General features: G+C 48.2%; 18 protein-coding genes, 1 pseudogene, 1 riboswitch and 1 other annotated feature. Of the genes and pseudogenes, 16 read left to right on the top strand and 3 right to left on the bottom strand.

Annotated features, from left to right (window positions below):
- The first annotated feature begins 26 nt into the window (after positions 1–26).
- The 8 genes from LX24_RS12355 to LX24_RS12390 all read left to right on the top strand — a co-directional run bounded on the left by LX24_RS12355 (position 27) and on the right by LX24_RS12390 (position 9,953).
- A complete protein-coding gene (locus tag LX24_RS12355; RefSeq protein WP_166512464.1) occupies positions 27–1,265 on the top strand; it encodes a CinA family nicotinamide mononucleotide deamidase-related protein in 1,239 nt (412 codons plus the stop codon).
- Positions 1,266–1,524: 259 nt separating this feature from the next.
- Positions 1,525–3,162, top strand: coding sequence for a long-chain-fatty-acid--CoA ligase (locus LX24_RS12360; protein WP_166512465.1), 1,638 nt, complete (start codon positions 1,525–1,527; stop codon positions 3,160–3,162).
- A gap of 166 nt (positions 3,163–3,328) precedes the next feature.
- Positions 3,329–3,588, top strand: a binding site (T-box leader).
- A 279-nt stretch (positions 3,589–3,867) separates the two neighbouring features.
- Entirely contained in the window at positions 3,868–5,061 is a 1,194-nt protein-coding gene (locus LX24_RS12365; protein ID WP_423244341.1) for an ABC transporter substrate-binding protein, read from the top strand.
- A gap of 31 nt (positions 5,062–5,092) precedes the next feature.
- Entirely contained in the window at positions 5,093–5,968 is an 876-nt protein-coding gene (locus LX24_RS12370; RefSeq protein ID WP_166512466.1) for a branched-chain amino acid ABC transporter permease, read from the top strand.
- A gap of 100 nt (positions 5,969–6,068) precedes the next feature.
- On the top strand, positions 6,069–7,085 hold the full coding sequence (locus tag LX24_RS12375) for a branched-chain amino acid ABC transporter permease (protein WP_166512467.1): 1,017 nt from the start codon (positions 6,069–6,071) through the stop codon (positions 7,083–7,085).
- A 5-nt stretch (positions 7,086–7,090) separates the two neighbouring features.
- Positions 7,091–7,858: an ABC transporter ATP-binding protein gene (locus tag LX24_RS12380; protein ID WP_166512468.1), complete on the top strand. Its 768-nt coding sequence runs from the start codon at positions 7,091–7,093 to the stop codon at positions 7,856–7,858.
- Complete coding sequence (locus tag LX24_RS12385) at positions 7,851–8,585, top strand: ABC transporter ATP-binding protein (RefSeq protein WP_166512469.1); 735 nt, start codon at positions 7,851–7,853, stop codon at positions 8,583–8,585. Before LX24_RS12380 ends, LX24_RS12385 begins: the two co-directional genes overlap by 8 nt.
- A 69-nt stretch (positions 8,586–8,654) precedes the next feature.
- Entirely contained in the window at positions 8,655–9,953 is a 1,299-nt protein-coding gene (locus tag LX24_RS12390) for a phenylacetate--CoA ligase family protein (protein ID WP_207706608.1), read from the top strand.
- A gap of 53 nt (positions 9,954–10,006) precedes the next feature.
- Here the strand turns inward: LX24_RS12390 and LX24_RS12395 are convergent, their stop codons facing one another.
- Complete coding sequence (locus LX24_RS12395; protein WP_166512471.1) at positions 10,007–10,945, bottom strand: class I SAM-dependent methyltransferase; 939 nt, start codon at positions 10,943–10,945, stop codon at positions 10,007–10,009.
- Positions 10,946–11,453: 508 nt separating this feature from the next.
- Here LX24_RS12395 and LX24_RS12400 point away from each other — a divergent pair.
- From LX24_RS12400 to LX24_RS12425, 6 genes are all read left to right on the top strand, one after another.
- Positions 11,454–12,761: a uracil-xanthine permease family protein gene (locus LX24_RS12400; protein ID WP_166512472.1), complete on the top strand. Its 1,308-nt coding sequence runs from the start codon at positions 11,454–11,456 to the stop codon at positions 12,759–12,761.
- Between the two features lie 86 nt (positions 12,762–12,847).
- Positions 12,848–13,003: a hypothetical protein gene (locus tag LX24_RS12405; protein WP_166512473.1), complete on the top strand. Its 156-nt coding sequence runs from the start codon at positions 12,848–12,850 to the stop codon at positions 13,001–13,003.
- 167 nt (positions 13,004–13,170) lie between these two features.
- The gene (gene asnS, locus LX24_RS12410) at positions 13,171–14,562 is read left to right on the top strand and encodes an asparagine--tRNA ligase (protein WP_166512474.1); all 1,392 of its coding nucleotides are present in this window, start codon (positions 13,171–13,173) and stop codon (positions 14,560–14,562) included.
- A 420-nt stretch (positions 14,563–14,982) separates the two neighbouring features.
- The gene (locus LX24_RS12415) at positions 14,983–17,451 is read left to right on the top strand and encodes a diguanylate cyclase domain-containing protein (protein WP_166512475.1); all 2,469 of its coding nucleotides are present in this window, start codon (positions 14,983–14,985) and stop codon (positions 17,449–17,451) included.
- A 28-nt stretch (positions 17,452–17,479) separates the two neighbouring features.
- Positions 17,480–17,923, top strand: coding sequence for a hypothetical protein (locus LX24_RS12420; protein ID WP_166512476.1), 444 nt, complete (start codon positions 17,480–17,482; stop codon positions 17,921–17,923).
- Between the two features lie 98 nt (positions 17,924–18,021).
- Entirely contained in the window at positions 18,022–18,696 is a 675-nt protein-coding gene (locus LX24_RS12425; RefSeq protein WP_166512477.1) for a DUF2250 domain-containing protein, read from the top strand.
- 102 nt (positions 18,697–18,798) lie between these two features.
- Here LX24_RS12425 and LX24_RS12430 read toward each other — a convergent pair whose 3' ends face one another.
- Positions 18,799–19,071, bottom strand: coding sequence for a sll1863 family stress response protein (locus LX24_RS12430; protein ID WP_166512478.1), 273 nt, complete (start codon positions 19,069–19,071; stop codon positions 18,799–18,801).
- A gap of 291 nt (positions 19,072–19,362) precedes the next feature.
- On the opposite strand from LX24_RS12430, the gene LX24_RS12435 reads away from it, so the two are divergent.
- The gene (locus LX24_RS12435; RefSeq protein WP_166512479.1) at positions 19,363–20,526 is read left to right on the top strand and encodes an acyl-CoA dehydrogenase family protein; all 1,164 of its coding nucleotides are present in this window, start codon (positions 19,363–19,365) and stop codon (positions 20,524–20,526) included.
- Between the two features lie 137 nt (positions 20,527–20,663).
- On the opposite strand, the gene LX24_RS12440 is transcribed toward LX24_RS12435, so the two are convergent.
- Positions 20,664–21,539 (bottom strand): ABC transporter substrate-binding protein, encoded by an 876-nt coding sequence (locus LX24_RS12440; protein ID WP_166512480.1) that lies wholly within the window; start codon positions 21,537–21,539, stop codon positions 20,664–20,666.
- Positions 21,540–21,685: 146 nt separating this feature from the next.
- A riboswitch (molybdenum cofactor riboswitch) is annotated at positions 21,686–21,807 on the bottom strand.
- A gap of 292 nt (positions 21,808–22,099) precedes the next feature.
- Here LX24_RS12440 and LX24_RS12445 point away from each other — a divergent pair.
- Positions 22,100–22,413: pseudogene (locus LX24_RS12445) on the top strand (NAD(P)/FAD-dependent oxidoreductase); the annotation flags it as partial.
- Between the last annotated feature and the right edge of the window lie 412 nt (positions 22,414–22,825).

The raw sequence follows: 22,825 nt of genomic DNA on the forward strand, positions 1-22,825 counted from the left end.
GGATAGTTATACGGGGGGCGGGCAAGATGATCTGTGAAATTATTTTTACCGGTACGGAATTGCTGCTGGGTCAGATCCTTAACACAAACGCGCAGGTGATTGAACAGGAATTGTCCGCGCTGGGTATAGATTTGTATTACCAGGTTACCGTGGGTGATAACCTGCAGCGCTGTGCCGCGGCCATTAAGCAGGCGGCCGGGCGGGCGGATTTAATAATCGTAGGCGGTGGGCTGGGTCCCACTGAAGATGATATCAGCCGCGAGGCCCTGGCCGAGGCGCTGCAGCTTGAACTTGTGCAGGACGAGCGGGCTTTGGAGGTGGTCAGGCGTTTCTTTGACCGGCGTGGCCTGCCTATTGGTTCAAATAATCTTAAACAGGCACTGGTGCCCGCAGGGGCGCGGCCCGTTGATAACCCCATCGGCACTGCTCCGGGCGTCATATTGGAACACGCCGGTAAGACTTATATACTGGTTCCGGGTCCTCCCCCGGAATTTAACATGATGGTCAGGGAACAAGTTATGCCTTATCTGAAAACCCGGCTTGCGGGCCAGGTGGGGGTGATTAAATCAAGGGTGCTTAAGTTTTGCGGCATAGGAGAGTCATTGCTGGATGAAAAGTTGGGCGATTTATTAAAGAGTAGCAACCCCACTGTAGCGCCCACTGCCAAATTTTCCGAAATACATTTGCGTATCACTGCCAAGGCGCGGCAAGCAGCTCTGGCGGAGCAAATGATTGATGCCATGGAATACAGGGTCAGGGAACGGTTAGGTTCCTATATATTCGGTATTGATGATGATACCTTGCCCGGAGCGGTCACCCGGTTATTGCACGAGCAGGGCAAAACCATTGCGGTGGCGGAAAACTTTACCGGCGGGCAGTTAGCTTATCAATTATCCTCCGCCAGCGGTGCTGAGCATACCTTCGCTGCCGGGCTGGTGGCCAGGGAATACCGCTTGCTACAGGAAATATCCTGCCTGCGACCGGGGGATATACCTGCCGCTGCCAAGGAAAGGGCCGGGTACATGGCCCAAGCTGTAAGAAAACAGTTCGGTACTGATATTGGGGCTGCCGTAGCGGTGCATAGACCCGTGGGGGAAGATTGTGCAGCCCGTGAATACAGTTTATATCTAGCCGCAGATTGTAATGGCCGGCTGATGCAAAGAAAAGTAATATGGAGCGGCGGGCGTGATGAAGTGGCCAGGCGGGCCGCCACTCTGGTTCTGGTACTGCTGTGGCGGTATCTGAAGCACGGTATACCCTTTTAGGGAAGCAAGGGGATGGTTTCCTTGCTTCTCTTTTCTTTATAAAGGATTTGGGGGATTTCCTCCGGAGACTGTACTCGTGCTTTTCGTTTGCTTTGTAGTGTCAGATATGCGTTTATAACTGAAACGTTGCTTGTTTATATATGAAACAAATTAAAACAATATCATAGATAATGACAGTATTTATCAATGGCACTAAATTTGCAAAATTTTAAAAAGTATCAATGTATTTAAATTTAAAAATATTAGAGGGGGCGTTAGGATGAATTTCCCGGAACCATACTTAAATGTTTATAAGAACGGAGGAGTGCCCTGGGAGATAAGTATAGAACCCAGAACGCTGCACAGCTTGCTTTTTGATTCGGCTAAAAAATACCCTGATAATGTTGCTGTAATTTTTTACGGGCGCAAGATTACCTATAGACAATTAGCCGGTTGTGTAAAAAGGGCAGCTTCTTTTTTATATGAAACCGGTTTGCGTAAAGGAGACAGAGTGGCGCTGATGCTGCCCAACTGTCCGGATTTTGTTATTGCTTATTACGCTATCCTGAGCCTGGGCGGCATAGTGGTGAACACCAACCCCATGTACGTGGAAAGGGAAATTGAGCACCAGGTAAACGATTCGGGTTCAACTATGATTATTACTCTGGCTGACCTGTATCTGCGGGTCAAGAGTGTCAAAGAAAACACCGGCTTGGATAAAATTTTCTTAACCGGCTTTACTGGTAAGCCGGAAACATTGCCGGGTGATGCAATTTGGTTCCCGGATCTTTATGCCCAGGATCGCCCGGCCCCTCCCGAAGTGGAAATAGATCCGGTTGAAGATGTGGCTGTACTCCAATATACAGGCGGGACCACCGGTGTGCCCAAAGCAGCCATGTTAACCCATTTTAACCTTTATGCAAACCCCCGTCAGGTAGATCAATTTTTTGTCGGTGAAGGTGTAAAAGACCGCATTTTAAGCGTATTGCCGTTTTTCCATGTTTTTGGTATGACCTCCTGTATGAACCTTGCTATTGAGGCGGGTACCACTATGATTCTACTGCCCAGGTTTGTGCCCACCGAGGTAGCCCAAGCCATCAGCGAGTATGAACCGTCATTCTTCCCGGCGGTGCCCACCATGATAGTTGCTTTGCTAAACAGTCCCGACCTCAAGGATTTTAAAGACTACGACAAGGTTTGGATTTACAAAACCGGGGCAGGCCCGCTTCCTTTGGAAATATTAAAACGCATGAAGAACATATTAAAAGGGACAAAGTCAATTATAAATGAGGGATACGGGCTTTCCGAAGCTTCACCGGTTGCAGTAAGTAGTCCCATTTTTGGCGAGGATAAACCGGGCAGCATCGGTATTCCTTACCCCGGCACCCAGGCGGTGATAGTGGACATTGAAACAGGTACCAAACCAATGCCCATAGGCGAGGTGGGTGAACTGATCATCAAAGGCCCGCAGGTAATGAAGGGATACTGGAACCGGCCTGAAGAAACTGAAAAGACACTGAGGAACGGATGGCTGTATACCGGTGACATGGCCAGGATGGATGAGGACGGGTACATTTATATTGTGGACAGGAAAAAGGATTTGATTATTGCCGGTGGCTATAACATTTACCCGCGGGAAGTGGAAGAGGTACTCTTCCAGCATCCGAAAGTCCTGGAAGCGATCGTGGCCGGTGTTCCCCATGAATACCGGGGTGAAACGGTGAAAGCTTTTATCGTCCTAAAAGAAGGACAAACTGCCACCGAAGAAGAGATGATTGCCTTTTGTAAGGAAAGACTGGCCCCTTATAAAGTGCCCAAGATGGTTGAGTTCAAGCAAGAATTGCCCAAGTCCGCCGTGGGTAAACTCTTGAGGCGTATACTTGTCGATGAGGAAAAGAAAAAACTGGAGACTAAGTAATAACATTGCAAAGGGAGCAAGGGGACGGATCTCTTGCTTCCCATATTTTATTTGCTATCTAATTGCCAGTGCGGCACCAGTAGAGAATGAAATTTCAATTTAATGATTTGAAAAAAACTGTTGACATTGTGCAGGGATGTGGTAAAATCATTACAAATTACTGATGTTAAAGGTAATGAAGGGGAAAAGTAGGCGGAACACAGCTTTTCAGGGAGGAAGCGTCATGGACTGCGAGCGCTTCTAAAGTATGATTCGTTGAAGTTCTCCCCCGAACTGCCGGGCTGAAACCACTTGCAAGTAGGTCCGGACGGAAACTTCCACCGTTAAAAGGAAGGGGGTATAAGGAATATTTCCCGTACCCTGCAAACGAGTGGGTCTTTATGGACCAACAAGGGTGGTACCGCGAAACTACTTTTCGTCCCTTATGAGGATGAAAAGTTTTTTTATTTTATACACCCCCGCAGCAGGCAGGGAGGGTTATTCCCGTACTCTTGGAGCGGGTTATTTTTAATAACCAATCGGGGTGGTACCGCGGAAGGCCACAGCTTTCGTCCCTACGGAAGCTGTGGCCTTTTTATATTCGAATCATATAAAAACAATTAAACCCGGGGGTGATATCCTTGAGCCCTGAATGAGGTGCAAAGGATTGGAGACTTTTAGCGGGGGGAATACCCGCCCGTTTAAACTTTCAAGGAGGGAACCAGATTGAAAAACTTATTAAAATTCAAAAGCTCAAACATTATGTTGGTTGCTGTTTTAGCTTTGATTATATTGGTCAGTGGGTGTGCAGCCGGTGGTGAAAAAGATAAGCAAAATGTCAGTGGTGAAGAGTCATACAAAATAGGGGCAGTTATAGACATTAGCGGCAATTCTTCGTCCCTGGGAGTACCCGAACGGGATACTTTACAAATGCTGGTTGAAAATTTAAACGCCGGCGGTGGTATTAACGGTCACCCTGTGGAGTTGACCATTTTGGATAATAAAAGTGATGAAACCGAGGCTGTTCTGGCCGCAAAAACTTTAATTGAGCAGGACGTTTTAGCCGTGCTGGGCTGTGCTTCCAGCGGGCCGTCCATGGCCATGATCAACACCCTCCAAAAGGAAAAGGTGCCTATGATATCAATGGCGGCGGCCAGCAGTATAGTGGAACCGGTGGAAGAGAGGCACTGGGTGTTTAAAACCGCCCAGAGCGATATAGTAACGGTCAGTAATATAATTAGTTACTTGAAGGAAAACGGTTTAACCAAAGTAGCCTTTCTGTATATGAATAACGCTTATGGCGATGGTGGTAAAAAAGCGTTCCTGACCGCAGCCCGGGAAAATAACGTCGAAGTAGTGGTTGAGGAAAAATTTGAGGCCAGTGATAAAGATATGACCGCGCAGTTAACCAGGGTGAAATCGAGCCCGGCACAGGCTACGGTGGTTTGGGCCATCCCGCCCTCAGCTTCTATATTAACTAAAAACTACCGGGATTTGGGCATTGCAGCCCTGCTTATCCACAGCCACGGTGTGGGCAACCAAAAGTTTATTGACCTGGCCCAGGGTGCTGCGGACGGCGTAATTTTACCCATCGGCAAGTTGACGGTGGTGGAACAAATCCCGGACGACGATCCCCAGAAAAAGGTGCTGCAAAGTTATATCGATGACTATACCAAAAAGTACAATATGCTGCCGGATTCCTTCGGGGGATACGCCTGGGACGCCTTTCACCTGGTGGTAAAGGCCATTGAAAAGGCCGGACCCGATCGCGGCGCCATCCGGGATGAGCTTGAAAACACCCGGGAATTTGTGGGAGTATCCGGTGTATTTAACATGTCGCCCCGGGACCACAACGGCCTGGATAAAGAATCAATGGTCATGGTGCGCATTGAGAATGGCAAGTGGAAGCTCCTGGATTAACCAACTAATTTAACGAGGTGTTAACATGCACATGTCAGATCAACTCCTGCAGCTTTTGTTTGCCGGGCTCACGCTGGGTAGTATCTATGCTCTAATTGCTCTGGCACTGGTAACCACCTTTAACCTTACCGGCGTTTTAAACCTGGCCCAGGGTGAATTTGTGGCCATCGGGGCCTTACTGGCCATCAGTATATATGCAGCCGGGTTGCCTATGGCAGCGGCCTTTATCCTAGCGGTTTTTTTGGTGGCAATGCTGGGAGGGTTGCTGGAAAGAACGGCCATTCACACTGCCCGCCAGGCCTCGGGGCTTACCCTGATCATTATCACCATTGGCCTGGCAATATCCCTGCGGGGTCTGGCGTTGCTGGTTTGGGGCACTGAAACATATTCACTGCCCGCCTTTTCCGGGGGCGGCCCCCTGTTTATCAGGGGGGCCGCCGTAACTCCCCAGAGTTTATGGGTTTTTGGGCTGGTTGCGGTGACTCTGGCGGTTTTGTACTTCTTTTTCGAGCATACTTATTGGGGGAAAGCAGTAAAAGCATCCATGGTCAACCGGACAGCGGCCAGGTTGGTGGGTATAAACCCCAACACCGTATCTCTTCTGGCCTTCATCACCAGCGGGGCGCTGGGGGCGGCAGCGGGGATTTTCATTGCCCCCATCACCATGACCACCTATGATATGGGTTTTATGCTCGGGGTGAAAGGCTTTGTGGCCGCGGTTATCGGCGGTTTGGGCAATGTCGGTGGCGCTGTGTTGGGGGGGCTGCTGCTGGGTATTTTAGAGTCCTATAGCGCCGGGTTGATTTCCTCGGGGTCCAAGGATGCCATTGCCATAATTATTTTGCTGGCCGTCCTTTTGATGAGACCCGGGGGGCTCATTGGTGCTATCGGGCAGCGCAAGGTATAAAGTTAAAAATTTATGCGTAAAATGTAGAGTTTTATATCAAAGAATAGCACTGGCGGGTTTGATAGCCACTGGCTGCTAAGGCCAAAGAGGTGAATTGATTATGTGGGGAAAAAATAAAAAATATTTCTGGTTGGCCGCGGCACTGGGTTTTTTAGCCATACCCCTTATTGTCAAGAGTAATTATATCATTAGCACCCTTATCGTTATTGGTCTTTACGCTATTTTAGTGCAGGGGTTGGGTATTTTAATGGGTTATGCCGGTCAGGTATCCTTCGGCCACGCCGCTTTTTTCGGACTGGGGGCTTATGCGGTGGCCATACTGACGACACATTATAGCTGGCCCACAATTCCGGCGCTGGGAGCTGCGGTGCTGCTGCCCGGCATGGTTGCCGCCGTAATTGGCAGGCCCACGCTAAAGTTACAGGAGCTTTACCTTGCCCTGGCCACCCTGGGCTTTGGCATACTGGTGCACATTGCCTTTACCGAAGGCGGGGAAATGACCGGGGGCCCTTCAGGGCTTTCCGGGATTCCCTACCTGTCCGTCGGCGGTTTAGTCTTTGACAGTGATGTCAAGTTCTTCTATCTGGTCTGGATCTTGTTGTTTCTGCTTTTGGCGGGCATGAATAATTTGGTTCGCTCCCGGGTGGGCAGGGCGCTGCGGGCCATCAGTGAAAGTGAATATGCCGCGGAAAACGCCGGTATAGATACGGTGGGGCTCAAATTGCAATCCTTTGTTTTCAGTGCCCTGCTGGCCGGCCTGGCCGGTGGATTATACGCATTTTATATCACTTTTATCAGCCCGTCCCCCTTTAGCTTCCATGCTTCGGTGCAGTTTGTGCTGATGGCTGTGGTGGGTGGCCTGGGCACCCTCACGGGGCCTCTGCTGGGAGCCGCCCTGGTGGTCGCACTGGGTGAGGTACTGCGCTGGGCGGTGCCGCTGGTGATACCCGGGGCGGGTGGTGAATACCAGATTATATTTTTCGGGTTGATACTGGTTATATTGATGGTTCTTCAGCCCGGCGGGCTTGGTGCCCTGGGTAAACTGCTTGGGACACCCGCAAAAAGACTACCCGGTAAGGGTGCAGATACAAGGTTATTAGAAAGCCAGGGGGGGTAAGTACGGTGTTTTTAGAGGTAAGCGGGCTGACCAAATCATTTGGCGGCATTACCGCGGCCAGGAATGTGGGGTTTAGTATAAGCAGCGGGAGTATCTTTGCCTTGATTGGCCCCAACGGTGCAGGTAAAACCACCATCTTCAATTTGATCACCGGTACGCTGCAACCTGATCAGGGTGTCATCAGCCTGGAGGGCAAACAACTGGTTGGACTAAAACCTCACCAAATAGCGGCCGCGGGCATTACACGTACATTTCAAAATTTACAGTTGTTCGGTGCCATGACCGTGCTGGAAAATGTGGTTACCGGTGCTTATTTAAAGGGCAGAACGGGCTTTGCCAAGTCTATTTTTTGCCGGCCCGGCAAAAGCAGCGAAGAGCGCAGAATAAAAAATGAAGCCATGGAACTGCTGGATGAAGTGGGGCTGGCGGATGCTGCCGATTTGCCGGCGGCAGCGCTGCCCTTCGGACAGCAAAGGCTTTTGGAGATAGCCAGGGCGCTGGCCTCCGGTCCCCGCCTGGTACTGCTGGATGAACCCGCAGCCGGGCTGAACAGCGCGGAAACCAAAGTGCTGGCCGGTTATTTAAAGAAGCTGAGAAACAAAGGTTTAACCATGATGCTTATCGAGCACGACATGGATACTGTTATGGATGTGGCCGATGGTGTTTTAGTACTGAATTTCGGCGAGGTAATTGCGGAAGGGACGCCCCGGGAAATCCAAACCAACCCGGAAGTGATCAAAGCTTATCTCGGGGAGGTTGAGCGAATTGCTTGAAATTAACAGGCTGGATGTATATTATGGTTACGTGCAAGCACTTCGGGGCCTGTCCCTGAAGGTGCAAAAAGGGGTGCTGCTGGCCATTGTAGGTGCCAACGGAGCCGGCAAGAGCACCCTGCTGGAAACGCTGGCGGGTTTGCACAGGCCTGCCGGGGGAGATATAATACTCAAAGGAAAATCCATTGCTGGAAAACCACCTGAATATATTGTCAAGCAGGGTATCAGCCTGGTGCCCGAACGGAGGGAAATTTTCCATTCCCTCAGTGTGCAGGATAATTTGCTGCTGGGCGCATACCACCGTTACCGCAGTGACAGGAAAGAAATTATTGCCGACATGGAAGATGTTCTGGAGCTTTTCCCCGCCCTCAAGGGCAGGGAGCGGGATTTGGCCGGGGGATTGAGCGGGGGATTACAACAAATGCTGGCCATCGGCAGAGGGCTGATGGCCCGCCCCAAGCTGCTGCTGTTGGATGAACCCTCCACCGGCCTGGCACCCCTGGTGGTGCGTGAAATAATGTCGTCCCTGAAAAAGCTTAAAAATGCCGGCGTTACCATTGTTCTGGTGGAACAGAATACGCAGCACGCATTGAGAATAGCTGATCACGTGCTGGTTATGGAGCGGGGGCGGGTTACCTTAAGCGGTAGTTCCCGGGAAATAATGTCCGACTTCCGGGTACAGCAAGCTTACCTTGGCCGGAACAGGGTGGAACCCGCCATGGCTTAGGCAAGTTGGGGAGTTAAAAATATTTGGTTGACTGGCAAAAACAAATCTTAAAAGAGGAGATAGGTGAACATGTACTGGAATCCCGAATACGAAACCATGTCCCGTGATGAATTGGCCCGGTTGCAACTGAAAAGGCTGCAGGCTTCGGTGGAGAGAACCTATCATAGCGTTCCGTTCTACCGCCAGACCTTTAAAAAAAATAACGTGACTCCCGGTGATTTGCGTACCCTGGATGACTTGCGCAGGCTGCCTTTCACCGTGAAGACCGATTTGCGGGACAACTACCCCTTTGGCTTGTTTGCCGTACCGCAGGATAAAGTGGTGCGGTTGCACGCATCATCCGGCACAACGGGCAAACCAATCGTAGTGGGTTACACCCAAAACGACATCGATACCTGGGCCAATCTAATGGCCAGGGCGCTGGCTATGGCCGGGGGCGGCAAAAATGACGTTGTACAGGTCGGCTACGGGTACGGCCTTTTCACCGGGGGGTTGGGCGCCCATTATGGTGCCGAACGATTGGGGGCCACGGTGGTGCCTGCTTCGGGCGGGAACACCAGCAGGCAGCTCATGTTGATGCAGGATTTCGGCACCACCATTTTGGCCTGTACCCCTTCCTATGCCTTATACCTTGCTGAAGAAGGCGCAAACCAGGGGATTGATTTCACCAAACTGCCTTTAAGGGCGGGGGTTTTTGGGGCCGAGCCCTGGTCGGAGCGCATGAGACAGCAGCTGGAAGAGAAGTTGGATATTGTAGCGCTGGATATTTACGGGCTGAGTGAGGTGATGGGCCCCGGGGTGGCCATGGAATGCCAGGCCAAACAGGGCATGCACATCTTTGAGGATCACTTCATCGCTGAAGTGATTGACCCCGATACGGGGGAACCGGTTCCTTACGGTGAACCGGGTGAGCTGGTGATCACATCTTTGACCAAGGAAGCCTTCCCGGTGATACGTTACAGAACCAGGGATATAACTGTCCTGAACCCGGAACCTTGCTCTTGCGGGCGTACCCACGTGCGGATGCAACGGGTCACCGGTCGCAGCGATGACATGTTGATCGTCAGGGGGGTTAATGTATTCCCATCCCAAATTGAGAGTATACTGCTGGAGTTCGGGGAAACCCAGCCCCATTACCTGCTGGTGGTGGATCGCAAAGGCACCATGGATGACCTGGAGATTTGGGTGGAGTTGTCCTCCGAGATGTTCAATGATAAGGTGCGTTTGCTGGAGGATCTAGAACGCAGACTGCGTTCCCGCATTAACAGCGTGCTGGGTATTTCATCGCGCATCAAACTGGTGGAGCCCCGGACCATCCCCCGCAGTGAGGGTAAGGCCAAGCGGGTCGTTGATAAGCGGGAGATTTAACATTAAGGGAAGCACGGGAACTGTCCCAGTGCTTCCCTGTGCTTCCATGCTTTCTATTGTTTGGTTGCCTTGATAAGCTGCCTTCCCCCGACTTCTTCCCAGGGGGCGGTGGTGCAACCGGCATCCGCCAGCCAGGTTTTATACTGTTCATAGGTCCACGTGCCGCCGTTAACCGTATTAATCAGCATATTTACCCCAAATACCGCCGGCATAACCCCCGTGCCCCGGATCATGTCATTAATGATGATATGCCCCGCCGTTTTTAATTCACGCGCCGCATCCAAAAATAATTTCCGGTTTTCCTGTTCACCGTAAATATGGCATACATTGCCCAGGTAAACAAGATCATAGGGACCGGGTGGCAAGCCCCGGGTAAAATCGCCTTCCACCATATCTATGGGCAGGTTTTTATCCAGTTCCGGTCGCATCATTTCGATAACGTCGGGCAGATCCAGGACAGTTACCCGGGCTCCTTTGGCGGCAAAAGCTTTGGCATAAGTTAGCGGTCCCCCGCCAACATCCAGAATTTTGGGCTTTTCGGGTAGCCCTTTTAAGCAATAATCAACAATTGGCCCGGACGATTTTTGGGCCACATGGCTCATGGCTTTAATAAAGTGCTTGGTGTGTTCGGGGTTGTCACCCCTGGCAGCGGGCTTACCGGTTTTGATAACTGCGGGTAGCTGTATCCAGGATTTGATTAAATTATAGGCGTGCATAAATGAAAAACCGGTATACTGCTCATGGTCAGGATTATAAAAAATGTTATCCGCTTCCTGGGAGAGCTTGACCCGTTCACCCTCGTATTCCAAATACTTTAGAGCTATTAAAGCTTCCACAACAACCCACAAAGCCCTTTGGTCAGTTTGAGTTTTGGTGGCTAATTCCTCCAGGGTACAGGGGGTGTTTTTTAACTCTTCAAATAGTCCTGTTTGAACAGCCGCGCCGACAATTAAAAATTCCTGGGGTAACTGGAAAGAGCCGGTATTGGGCATATAAATCATCCTTCCATAGTTTGTTATGCCAATTATAAACAGGGCTCTTTTTCATGTCCAGTGTCCTTGAGAAGCCCGTATATTTCATAATTGCCCTTTGCATACTGGTTATTTTAATGCCTCGTCCGGCGCTACCGGCGGTTTTTAAAAAAATTTTTATTTTTTGCTAACAATAATTTAATAATTATAGTTTACAATGATTGGCAGAGGGGCCTGCCGTTTTTTAGGCAAGGCATAATTAATTTTGGGGAAAGGGTAGTTGTGATATGAGAGGTTTTTATTTTTTGATAATTATTCTGGCTATCATTACAATATTATTGCCTAAGGCACCAAATGGGATTATTTAAGCTTTTGCGCTTCTTTCCGCTTCCTCTATTCGAAAGCCCACCCTTTTCTTGTTTAAGAGGCCGGGCTTTTTTGCTCTAATGCTTTGCACTTTTGGTAAAAGGGTATACTATTAAGCTAATGCTATTGGCAATAAAATTTCTGGAAAGACAGGTGTTCCTTTTTGAGTAAATTGAAATTAAAATATGGTTTGGACGAAGTTCCTCCCTGGGCTGAGCTGATTCTTTTCAGCTTGCAGTGGCTGGCTATTTCCGTTCCCACCATTATTATTATCGGCCCGGTGGTGGCGGTGCTGCACTTTGATCATCCCGGGGACCAGGTAATATATGTACAAAAACTATTCTTCATTACCGGTCTGGTTATGTTTTGCCAGTTGCTATGGGGGCACCGCCTGCCGCTGGTAACCGGTCCGGCGGCGGTACTGCTCATTGGTGTGCTGGCCGGCCAGGGCAGCAGTATGCATGCGATATATTCCTCCATCTTGATTGGGGGTATAATACTTACATTATTAAGCATCACCGGTCTTTTTTCCAAAGTGACAAAATTTTTTACCACCCGGGTGGTAGCCACAATTCTTTTGTTAATTGCCTTCACCCTTACGCCAACGATTATGAATTTAATAGTATCTCCCTCCGGTGAACAATCATCTGCTTTATTTAACATATTATTTGCCTTCGGCCTGATTCTTTTGATGTTTGCCGCGAATAAATTATTAACCGGTATTTGGAAATCAACTTTGATCATCTGGGCCATGTTATTGGGAACACTGGCCTACCTGGTTATGAGCCCCACGCCTGCTCTTGACCACCCGGGCAACTATAAACCCCTGGCCACCTTTTTTGAAGGCATGGCCTTTAAATTTTCACTGGAACCCGGTTTATTATTTTCTTTCCTGGTTTGTTTTCTAGCCTTATCCATTAATGATTTGGGTTCCATACAATCGGTGGGTGAGATGTTAAAGCCCGGTAATATGTCCAAGCGCATCACCAGGGGGATTACCTTCACCGGTCTGGCCAATGTGCTTTCGGGGGCACTGGGCGTTATCGGTCCGGTTAACTTTTCTTTAAGCCCCGGGGTGATTGCCTCTACGGGATGTGCTTCCAGGTTTACTTTAATACCCGCCGCGCTGGGATTATTATTGCTGTCCTTTATGCCCCTGGTCATTGGGTTTATGGAGAGCATACCTACCGTAATCATTGGCACGGCACTAATGTATGTCATGTGCTCGCAAATATCGGCCGGCTTGCTGATGGCCTTTGGTGCAGGTCATTTTGATTTTGAAAGCGGGCTTATTATCGGATTGCCGGTGCTGCTGGGGGTTGTGGTGGCCTTTTTCCCGGCGGAGGTGCTCAAGACAATGCCCGGTTCCCTCAGGCCGGTTATCGGTAATGGCTTTGCGATGGGCGTTTTGGCAGTTATGTTTTTGGAACATGTTGTATACCGGGGCAAAGGTATTATAGCCGAAGGTTAAAATGTAATTTATCGCCCATTATGTCAACACTCGCCTGGGGTAAATTATTCTGTTTTACGGCATTGCTATTATGGGAGGTGAGCTCTTTGAAAAGAATCAAAAACAAGGATAAGGGCTTGAACAATTTGACCGTACCCATACGCAGAGATAATGCCGATCCCGGGTTTATTTCCTTTTACGAGTTTGCCGAAGGATTAACGGATATGGGTAACCGGCAAAAAACGGGCCGGGACAACCATTAAAGGCAGGGTGGCATAACCCCGAACCGTTCATGTAATGTTGTATGAACGGTTTCTTTTTTGTTGAAGTTTAATGTATTAATATTGTAGTAACTTAGTGACAGGGGAATAATAAAATTGCATAACTATGTCAGCATATATAATAAACCAATTGCTGGGAGGGTTAATAAATGCAAACAGTTTCGATAAAGGACCTTTACCAAAGGACTGATAAATATTTGACCAAACGGGTAAGGGTAAACGGCTGGGTCAGGACGGTACGGGTCTCCAAGGCCTTCGGCTTTATTGAACTTAATGACGGTAGTTTTTTTGCCAATCTCCAGGTGGTGTTTGAGGAAAGCCTGGGCAATTTCAAGGAAGTGGCCAAACTGGTCACGGGCTCGGCCATCACTGTGGAAGGCGAGTTGGTGGAATCCCCCGGGGCCAAGCAACCCTTTGAGTTAAAGGCAGAGAATATAGAAATAGTGGGTGCTTGTGCACCGGACTACCCGCTGCAGAAGAAAAGGCACAGCTTCGAGTTCCTGCGCACCATAGCCCACCTGCGGCCCCGAACCAACACATTTTCCGCTGTATTCAGGGTCAGGTCGCTGGCTGCCTACGCTATACATAAATTCTTTCAGGAGCGGGGTTTCGTTTATGTACATACCCCTATCATTACAGGCAGTGATGCCGAAGGGGCCGGGGAAATGTTCAGAGTTACCACACTGGATTTTAACCAACCCCCCCGGAATGAAGCCGGCCGGGTGGATTTTACCAGCGATTTCTTTGGCCGGGAAACCAACTTGACGGTAAGCGGTCAACTGGAAGTGGAAACATATTGCCTGGCCTTCAGCAAAGTATACACCTTCGGGCCCACTTTTCGGGCGGAAAACTCCAACACCCCCAGGCATGCCGCGGAATTTTGGATGATTGAGCCTGAAATCGCCTTTGCGGATTTAAAGGATAATATGAACCTGGCCGAGGCCATGATGAAATATGTGATAGATTATGTGTTGCAAAACGCCCTCGAAGAAATGAACTTTTTTAATAAATTCATAGATAAATCGCTGTTGGCCCGTTTGGAAAACGTTTTGAAATCTGATTTTGGGCATGTTACCTATACCGAGGCCATTGATATTTTAAAAAACGCCCAGGAAAAATTTGAATACCCCGTGGAGTGGGGCTATGACCTGCAAACCGAGCATGAGCGCTACTTGGCGGAAAAACATTTTCAAAAGCCGGTTTTTGTTACGGATTATCCCAAACAAATCAAGGCCTTTTACATGCGCATGAATAATGATCAAAAGACAGTGGCGGCGATGGATTTGCTGGTGCCCGGGGTGGGGGAAATCATTGGCGGCAGCCAGCGTGAGGAAAGACTTGACTATTTGGAACGAAGGATGGCGGAATTGGGGCTTAACACCAGGGATTACTGGTGGTACCTGGATATTAGAAAATATGGCGGTACCAAGCACGCCGGTTACGGGCTGGGCTTTGAGAGGCTGATTATGTATTTGACGGGGATGAGTAATATTCGGGATGTAATATCCTTTCCCAGAACGCCGAAAAATGCTGAGTTTTAGAGTTTATTTGAAAAGTATGCTATGGAGCCGGGTGTTGAAAGTCTGAAGTAATTCTTGCCTGGCCTTTGTGTCCTGGAAAGGCATGCATAAAAGGTTAAATGTTTTAATCTTCCGGACTTGGGAGCACCCGGCACCTGTGTGAACACCGCAAGCCAGCTAATGTAAAGATTATAAGTACATCTAGATATCTAGCGCGGATTATTCCAGCAGCTATGTTAGTAAATTTGCTGGTTACAAAGGAATTAAATAGACCAGTGTCGTATTTTAAAAACTAAGCTGTCCGGTGAAGGGTGGGCAGCTTATTTTGTTTGCATGTTTCCCTGGACAATTTAAGACAAATTGTTATTTTCTTTTCACAATTGCCGTTGTTTAGTAGTGTTTTATATTTGAGATAAACGACGTTGCCGGAGGATATATCTAATGAAAGTCCGTACAAAAGTTACACTAATTATTGGCCTGGTCATTTTATGTATGTTATTACTGCTTTATCTTGTTAATAAAGAAATATTGCTGGGCGGTTTTGCCCAGTTGGAAGAGTTGCTTATGCGACAGAATGTTGAGCGCGCTTTGAAGGCGCTGCATGTTGAGATAGACAATCTGGAGCGGATGAACCATGATTGGGCCAGTTACGAGTACACGTCTACTTTAACAGGAAATTCGGGAGAAAAATATTTTGAACCGGGTTTAATTGATGAAACTTTGCAAACCCTGGGAATCGACTTTATGGCCTTTGTGGACGATTCCGGGCAGATTATCATGGGACGGGGTTATAATCGCACAAATAGTAAGGCCACTCCTCTTTCCGGGGAGATGCGCCGTCATATTCTAGCCGGGGGTATTCTGGAGCGACAAACAGATAAGGAATGCAAGTCGGGAATTCTTGTGTTGTCCGAAGGCCCTGTGTTGATTGCTTCATGCCCTGTATTTCACGTTGACAATCAAGGGGATGCCCGCGGGTATATAATTATGGGGCGTTTCCTTGAGCAGAGGGTTATTGGGCAGCTATCCAGGGTAACTAACCTGCCTATTGACATTTATAGCTTTAACAGCAAACGAATCCAGGATGATGTAGCCGACAAATTGCAATATGCATCCTCTGAAGAGACCTGTTATGTTAAGCCGTTAAACGACCATACCATAACGGGCTATGTGATGATTAGGGATATATATGGTGAACCCGGGGTTATTTTGCAAGCGGAAGCGGCCAGGATGGTTTACATGCAGGGGCAAACCGCCATGGTATATATACTGTCAATCTTTTTGATTGCCGGCTTCACCTTTGGCGTTGCGGTATTGATTATACTGGAAAAGATGTTATTAAGCAGGTTGGCGTACCTCAGTGGCAGCGTATCCGCCATCGGTGCCAGCGGGGACTTTTCATCCCGCATAGTCATGGGGGGCAATGATGAATGTAAAACCCTGGCTGATGATATTAATGGTATGCTGGCAGCACTGGAACAATCCCAAAAAGACCTGCAGGATAGCGAGGAACGCTTCAGGCTGCTGGCCGAAAACGCCAGGGATATCGTGTTCAGGCTGCGGTTAGTACCTGAATTTGCCTTTGATTATATCAGCCCGGCGCTTTATTCTTTAGCCGGCTATGCTCCCGAGGAGTTTTATGCCCATCCCGGTGAAATATATAAACTGATACACCCACAGGAACATTATATTTTAGATAACCTGGTTTCGGGTAAACCCCTTGAATTTGACTTAAAAAAACCATTGACCATGCGATGGTTACACAGGGATGGCCGGTTAATCTGGGTTGAACAAAGCACCGTGCCTATTTATGATGAGCATAACAATCTTGTGGCCATAGAGGGAATTGCCCGGGATGTTACCGTTCGTAAGGAGCTGGAGGAACAATTAAAATACTGCAGCTGGCACGACTCCCTGACCGGTCTGTATAACAGGGCTTATTTTGATATGGAAATGCGCCGGTTGGAAAGCGGTCGGGAATCGCTGGGGTTAATAATCTGCGATGTGGACGGGCTCAAATTGATTAACGATACCCTGGGGCACGATACCGGCGATAGATTGCTGCAGCTGACCGCCAAAATACTTAAGGGTTCGTTGCGCCAGGGTGATATTGTTGCCAGGGTGGGAGGCGATGAGTTTGCAGTTCTGCTGACCAACAGTGATAAAAGGGTTGTGAAAGATATCTGCCGTAGAATTCACAAGGCTATAAACAATCATAATGCGGTTGACCCCGATTTGCCCTTGAGTTTGTCCGTTGGCTTTGCGGTAAATGATAAGAATACCGGTTTGCGGGACATATACAAAGAAGCGGATGATAACATGTACAGGGAAAAACTGAATAACAAACAAAGTGCTCGCAATGCCATTGTGCGCACAATGATGAAAGCGCTGGAGGCTAGAGATCATATAAATGAGGGGCATATTGATCGATTGCGGGATTTGGTGGTGGATATGGCTGAGCACATTGGTCTGCCGGAAGATGACGTTGAGAAATTATGCTTGCTGGCCAGGTTTCATGACATAGGTAAAGTAGGGGTTCCGGATGGTATATTATTTAAGCCCGGCCCTTTAACCGGCGAGGAGGTTGCCCAAATGCAGCGGCATTGTGAAATCGGCCATCGCATTGCTTTATCGGTACCGGATTTGGAGCCCATTGCCGAATTGATTTTAAAGCACCATGAGTGGTGGAATGGCGGGGGCTATCCCCGGGGGCTCAAAGGTGAAGAAATCCCGCTGGCCTGTCGTATTCTGGCCATAGCGGATGCTTATGATGCCATGACCAGCGACCGACCTTATCGCCGGACCTTTAGCAGAGAAGAGGCACTGGCGGAACTGAACAGCTGTGCCGGTATACAATTTGACCCCAATCTGGTAACAGCTTTTATTGAATTAATTTCCAAGGTTAACTAACTAAAATTAAGCAAAGGGAGAGTTGAATGTGTTTTGTCAATTAGACCAGGTTAAGCAAGTATTGGATATTACCTCTGCAGTTAATGATGCGCTGCGAAAAAAATGGGACCACCCTTTTGATATGGCGGCTTACAGCCTGCGGGCCGCTACGGTTATTTGGGGGTTGTTGGTGCTTGATGATTATGATGTTTTTATGAAGCAGGGTGCAGGGCAGTATTGGGTTGAGTTGTATATTGACGGTGCCATATTTATTATTATGGCTATCCAACCGGAAAAACCCGGTCAAGGGTTGCCAGATATCGTTTTTATACCCGGTGAGGATGCGTTGGTTGAATGCGGTTTATCCGGGGGGGCCGACTATGAATGGCGGCGGGATGATTGTGAGGAATATTTCTGGCAGGCTGTCCTGGATATATTGAATAGGGATAAAAATGTATGTGATATACTGGACGAGATAGAAAACAGCTGGTAATCATACCTGAGCCTTAAGTTGAACACATTCTCACAAGCAGGTAATTTTTAATGCTTGCTTGCGGTGTGATAACTTAAATGCCGGTGGTGATGTCAAAAGTGTCGGTTTTTAACGCTAAATATTTAAGTGATGAGGATATCTGGAAGCTGCTCGGGCAAGTTGAGGAAGAGTATGAAAACTTGGCGGTTCTGCTGGCCCAGCCCGAAGTCAGCACCGACCCTGAAAAACTGCCCGGGTTGGCCAAGAGGCTGCATGAGCTGAATAGCATATGCCTTACGGCAAGTGAATTAAAAAAAATTGTACGGGATGTTGCTGATCTTGAGGTTATGCTGGGTCTCGGGAAGGATCAAACAGGTCAAACATGGTCCGGTAAAAACTTGTCCGCAGAGGAGCAAGAGCTGTGGTTGTTATATGATGAGTACAATAGTATGCTTAACGATAAAGCAGGACAGCTTTACCGCTGGTTGATGGATAATGGTTATTTGGAGGTTGAACAGGAAGACGAGACTGACCTGGCCATACTGAAGTTTATTGATTATGCAGGGGCGGAGTATGCTTGGAGATTGGGCATAAATATAGGACTGGATGTTGCAGAGTCCCGCCGCCGTTTGGAAAAGCTGCTGGAAAAGGGCCTGTTGGAAAGGGTTGAAGGGAAGATGTTGGAAAACTATCACCGTGAAAAGAGTTGGACGAAGCATATGAACCACACCTATTACCGGATATCCCGGGAGGGCAGGCTGTATGTCAGGCGGCTGCGCAACGCGCGGGAATAATCCCGTTGCTGCTACTGTGCTGCCCTCCGGAGAACAGGCATGAATAGTTTAAAGAGTAAAGCAGCGCTCTTTTGACGCTGCTTTAAGAAGGAGGCTTGTTAATTACTTTTGTTTGAATTTTGAAGCTGCTTTGTTGGCAGCATTGGCTAATTCGCTCCAAGCGTCCATTACGCCGTTTTTAATATCGCTCCAGGCATCCCCCGAAGCTTCTTTAAATTCGGAGATGTTTTCCCGGGCCTGTTCAATTCCATCATCATACTGTAACTGTGCTTCGGCTTGCGCCTGCTGGATATTGGCCTTTAATTCATCGATTTCAGCCCGGCGTTCCTTTATTTCGCCCTCTAATTTGTTGACATATGCTTTATCCGGATCCATAAATTTTACCACTCCTTTTGTTGATGGTGGGCTATCTCATTCATTTCATTTCCCTGTAGTATTTCCTGTGCTGCACAATTATAGTCAATAATTGCAATTTAGCAACCCTTATTTATAATATTCAAAAATATAATAAATTTCTAACATGTATAAAGGAATTGATCACCGGGTGTCCAATATTAATAAACCAAGAGGAGATAAAATGTATATGTGCGGCAACTGCTTACCAGAACCAATCTTATCTGTCTTTACCTACAGCATGTGAAATTATGTAAAAAGAGGAGGTTTAGTATGTCGTATCAACTGACGGAAGAACAGGAAATGCTACGCCAAATAGTGAAACGGTTGGCTGAAGACAAGGTGGCCCCCCGGGCGGCGGAAATTGATGAAAAGGACGAATACCCGTGGGATTTAAAGGAGCTGATCGCAGAACAGGGGTTGCTGGGGGCCGGGATACCCGAGGAATATGGCGGCACCGGGGCCGGACTGCCTTCGGTATGCTTGATTGTGGAGGAGATCGCCAAAGCGTCGGCCGCTGTGTCACTGATAGTGGCAGCCCAGGAATTGGGCATGATGCCCATACTGGTGGGTGGTTCCGAGGCTCAAAAGGAAAAATACCTGCCGGGCATTGCCGACGGTGACCAAATCTGTGCCTTTGCCCTTACCGAACCTAACGCGGGCTCTGACGCGGGCGCTGTGAAGACAAGGGCTGTGCGGGAAGGGGATAAGTATTTGCTTTCGGGGCAAAAGTGCTTTATCACCAACGGTAGTATTGCCGATGTATTCACTGTTTTCGCCACCGTAGATCCCAAGGCTGGATTAAAAGGTTTAAGCGCGTTTATTGTGGAGAAAAATTACCCTGGTATAATTATTGGCAAAAAGGAACATAAAATGGGCATTAGGGGCTCTGAAACCACGGAGGTTATTTTTGATAATTGTCCTGTTCCGGTGGAAAATTTGATGGGTAAAGAGGGTGACGGGTTTAAAATTGCCATGATGACCCTTGACCGTACCCGTCCCGTTATCGGTGCCCAGGCTGTTGGTATTGCCCAGGGAGCTCTGGATTATGCCGTTAATTACGCCAAAGAGCGGGTTCAATTCGGCAAGCCCATAGCTACTTTCCAGGGGCTGCAATTTATGCTGGCGGATATGGCCACCCGGGTGGAAGCGGCCCGGCAGCTGGTTTATAAAGCTGCTTTCTTAATTGAACATGCTGCGGAGAATAATACTTCGACCACCGATATCAGCCTGTTTTCCTCCATGTGCAAGCTGTTTGCCTCGGATACAGCCATGCAGGTTACGGTTGACGCGCTGCAGGTGCTGGGCGGTTATGGCTATATGAAGGAGTACCCCTTGGAGCGGATGATGCGCGACGCCAAAATCACCCAAATTTATGAAGGTACCAACCAGATTCAGCGGGTGGTTATTGCCAAAAATATGTTAAGCGGTAAGTAACGGCTTTTTTATTAAGTGTTGCTATGACGAGATAAAATTGAAAAATGAAAAGGTGCAGTCAGCTGAATTGACTGGCTTGCACCTTTTTGGTCAGGCGATAGAGGGTCTGTTGTTTATCCTTGAGCGGTACAATTTTTTTAACCGTCCAGCCTGTCAGGGAAGAACAGCGGACTGCCGTATTTATCCACACCGAATTCCTTGATTGTTTCCTGGGTATCTTTATCGATCATAAACTCCACAAAGGCTTTGGCCCCTTCGGCATTAATCCGGTCGAATTTTTCCGGGTTCACCTGCATGACGTGGTAAATGTTTTTCAACGCTTCGTCACCTTCGGAAACAATCTCCAGATCGATGTTTTTTGATTGGGCCAGGAAGGTACCGCGGTCACTGAGTATGTAGGCCTGTTTTTCGTTGGCTACGGTTATGCTGGCACCCATGCCCTGACCGGTTTCCTGATACCATGCTTGTCCTGCAGGGTCAATTCCGGCGTCTTTCCACAGGCTTTTTTCCATTTTATCAGTACCCGAGTCATCGCCCCGGGAAATAAACAATGCGCCATTATCCGCTATCTTTCTGAATGCCTCCAGAATATCGGTGGTACCTTTCACCTGGGCCGGGTCCCCGGGGGGGCCCAGCAGCACGAAATCATTATGCATAACCAGCTGGTAGTTAATGACCGTCTGGTCTTCCACCAGCGGCTTTTCGGCGTCAGGAGCATGTACCAACAGCACATCGGCGTTGCCCATTTTGCCCATTTCCAATGCCTGCCCGGTCCCTACGGGCACTGTTTTAACAGTGTAGCCGGTTTGTTCCTGGAATTGGGGTACCAACACATCCAGCAAACCGCTATCCTGGGTGCTGGTGGTGGTGGCCAGGATAATATTTTTATTATCCGGTTGGGCCGATTGTTGCTCCTGCTGCTGGTTGTCATTTGCATTCTGAGCGCAGCCCACCAGCGCCGTCAACAGCGCCAGCACTAAGATCATCACAATAAGCGGGCTTTTTCTTTGCATTAATTATTCCTCCCTTTTCCTTGTTTATTTTTTTCAATATAACTACTGGGAATAAAACCGCTAAGCTTTATTTTCCCCCCTTCCTTGTCTTATGATCCTGGAAAAAATAAAAAGCCCTGCATTGCCAAGAAGGAGCATGCAGGGTTATAACCTAGCGGTTCTCTTCTTTCCGCAATGGGAGGCGGTCCGGTTTCCCGGTCCACCCTACCGGTCAGGCATCCATAACATAAAGTCTGCAGGATATCCCGACTCGAAGAGTTATATTTTACTCATTTATATAATAATAACGTTGTAAAAATTTATTTGCAATAGGTACATAACCATAGTTTTGTCTGCATGCTGCCATAAAATTCGGACGGGCCGGTCAATATTTTGTTAGAAGGATTTGACTGGATTTAGTTTAATAAATTATGGTAAGCTGCGGGTACTGTTTGACAAAAGGTGATAGGGGTCTTAATTTATGAAGGTTAATAATGGCGGGAAAAAATCAAAGTGGAGATACTGTTTACTGATTACGGTATTTCCGGTCCTCCCATACTTGCCCTCAGCGCTGTACCGCTGTTAAAGAGGCCGGGATTGCAGATATTCACAAACCGGCGGGACAGGTTACCACGGCGGAGAGAAATGCTATAATAGATATATTAAAGGATTGGCGCTTTGTAGTTACCGGCACCAATACCTGGCAGCAGGCACAGGTAACCACCGAAGGAGTAGCTGTCCGGGACGTGGACCAGAAAATATGGCTTCAAAGCTGGTGCCCGGGCTTTTTTTCGCCGGGGAGGTGCTCGATATCGATGGGGACTACGGTGGTTACAACCTGCAGTGGGCCTGGCCCTCAGGTTATGTAGCCGGTGAGAGTGCGGTCACACTATAAAAAAATATCGGGGGGAGAGAATGTATGTCAGGTTGCGGAAGTTGTTCGTCTTGCAGTTTGGATGATAAAGCCCGGGAATATAGAAACAGTGACGGGAAACCGGCAGTAAAATGTACCTTTTGCGGTAAAGAAGTGACCTTTGATAAATTACCGAAACATTGCCGGGTTACCTGTCCGGAGTGTAAAACCGATATAAAAGTTATACCGCTTTTATTGAATTAGCGAAGTCAGGCCAAAACTACCCGTGCTGGGGTAGTTTATTTTTTTGCCGCCGGTGGTAAATATTTTAACTTTGTCTCTTTTATATTTATAAGCCATCTATTGTCTTGCAATGCCGGTATAACTCGTTATTAGATGGAAAAACTGCATTATTTTTACAGGTTTCGACTCATAATTAATCAGAAAACGGCAA

The sequence above is a fragment of the Desulfallas thermosapovorans DSM 6562 genome, assembly GCF_008124625.1.
GTDB classification, from domain to species: Bacteria; Bacillota; Desulfotomaculia; order Desulfotomaculales; family Desulfallaceae; genus Sporotomaculum; species Sporotomaculum thermosapovorans.

Coding starts and splice junctions, on each gene's coding strand:
- LX24_RS12355 (WP_166512464.1), top strand. CDS start 27: ATGATCTGTGAAATTATTTTTACCGGTACGGAATTGCTGCTGGGTCAG.
- LX24_RS12360 (WP_166512465.1), top strand. CDS start 1,525: ATGAATTTCCCGGAACCATACTTAAATGTTTATAAGAACGGAGGAGTG.
- LX24_RS12370 (WP_166512466.1), top strand. CDS start 5,093: ATGTCAGATCAACTCCTGCAGCTTTTGTTTGCCGGGCTCACGCTGGGT.
- LX24_RS12375 (WP_166512467.1), top strand. CDS start 6,069: ATGTGGGGAAAAAATAAAAAATATTTCTGGTTGGCCGCGGCACTGGGT.
- LX24_RS12390 (WP_207706608.1), top strand. CDS start 8,655: ATGTACTGGAATCCCGAATACGAAACCATGTCCCGTGATGAATTGGCC.
- LX24_RS12395 (WP_166512471.1), bottom strand. CDS start 10,945: ATGCCCAATACCGGCTCTTTCCAGTTACCCCAGGAATTTTTAATTGTC.
- asnS (WP_166512474.1), top strand. CDS start 13,171: ATGCAAACAGTTTCGATAAAGGACCTTTACCAAAGGACTGATAAATAT.
- LX24_RS12415 (WP_166512475.1), top strand. CDS start 14,983: ATGAAAGTCCGTACAAAAGTTACACTAATTATTGGCCTGGTCATTTTA.
- LX24_RS12430 (WP_166512478.1), bottom strand. CDS start 19,071: ATGGATCCGGATAAAGCATATGTCAACAAATTAGAGGGCGAAATAAAG.
- LX24_RS12435 (WP_166512479.1), top strand. CDS start 19,363: ATGTCGTATCAACTGACGGAAGAACAGGAAATGCTACGCCAAATAGTG.
- LX24_RS12440 (WP_166512480.1), bottom strand. CDS start 21,539: ATGCAAAGAAAAAGCCCGCTTATTGTGATGATCTTAGTGCTGGCGCTG.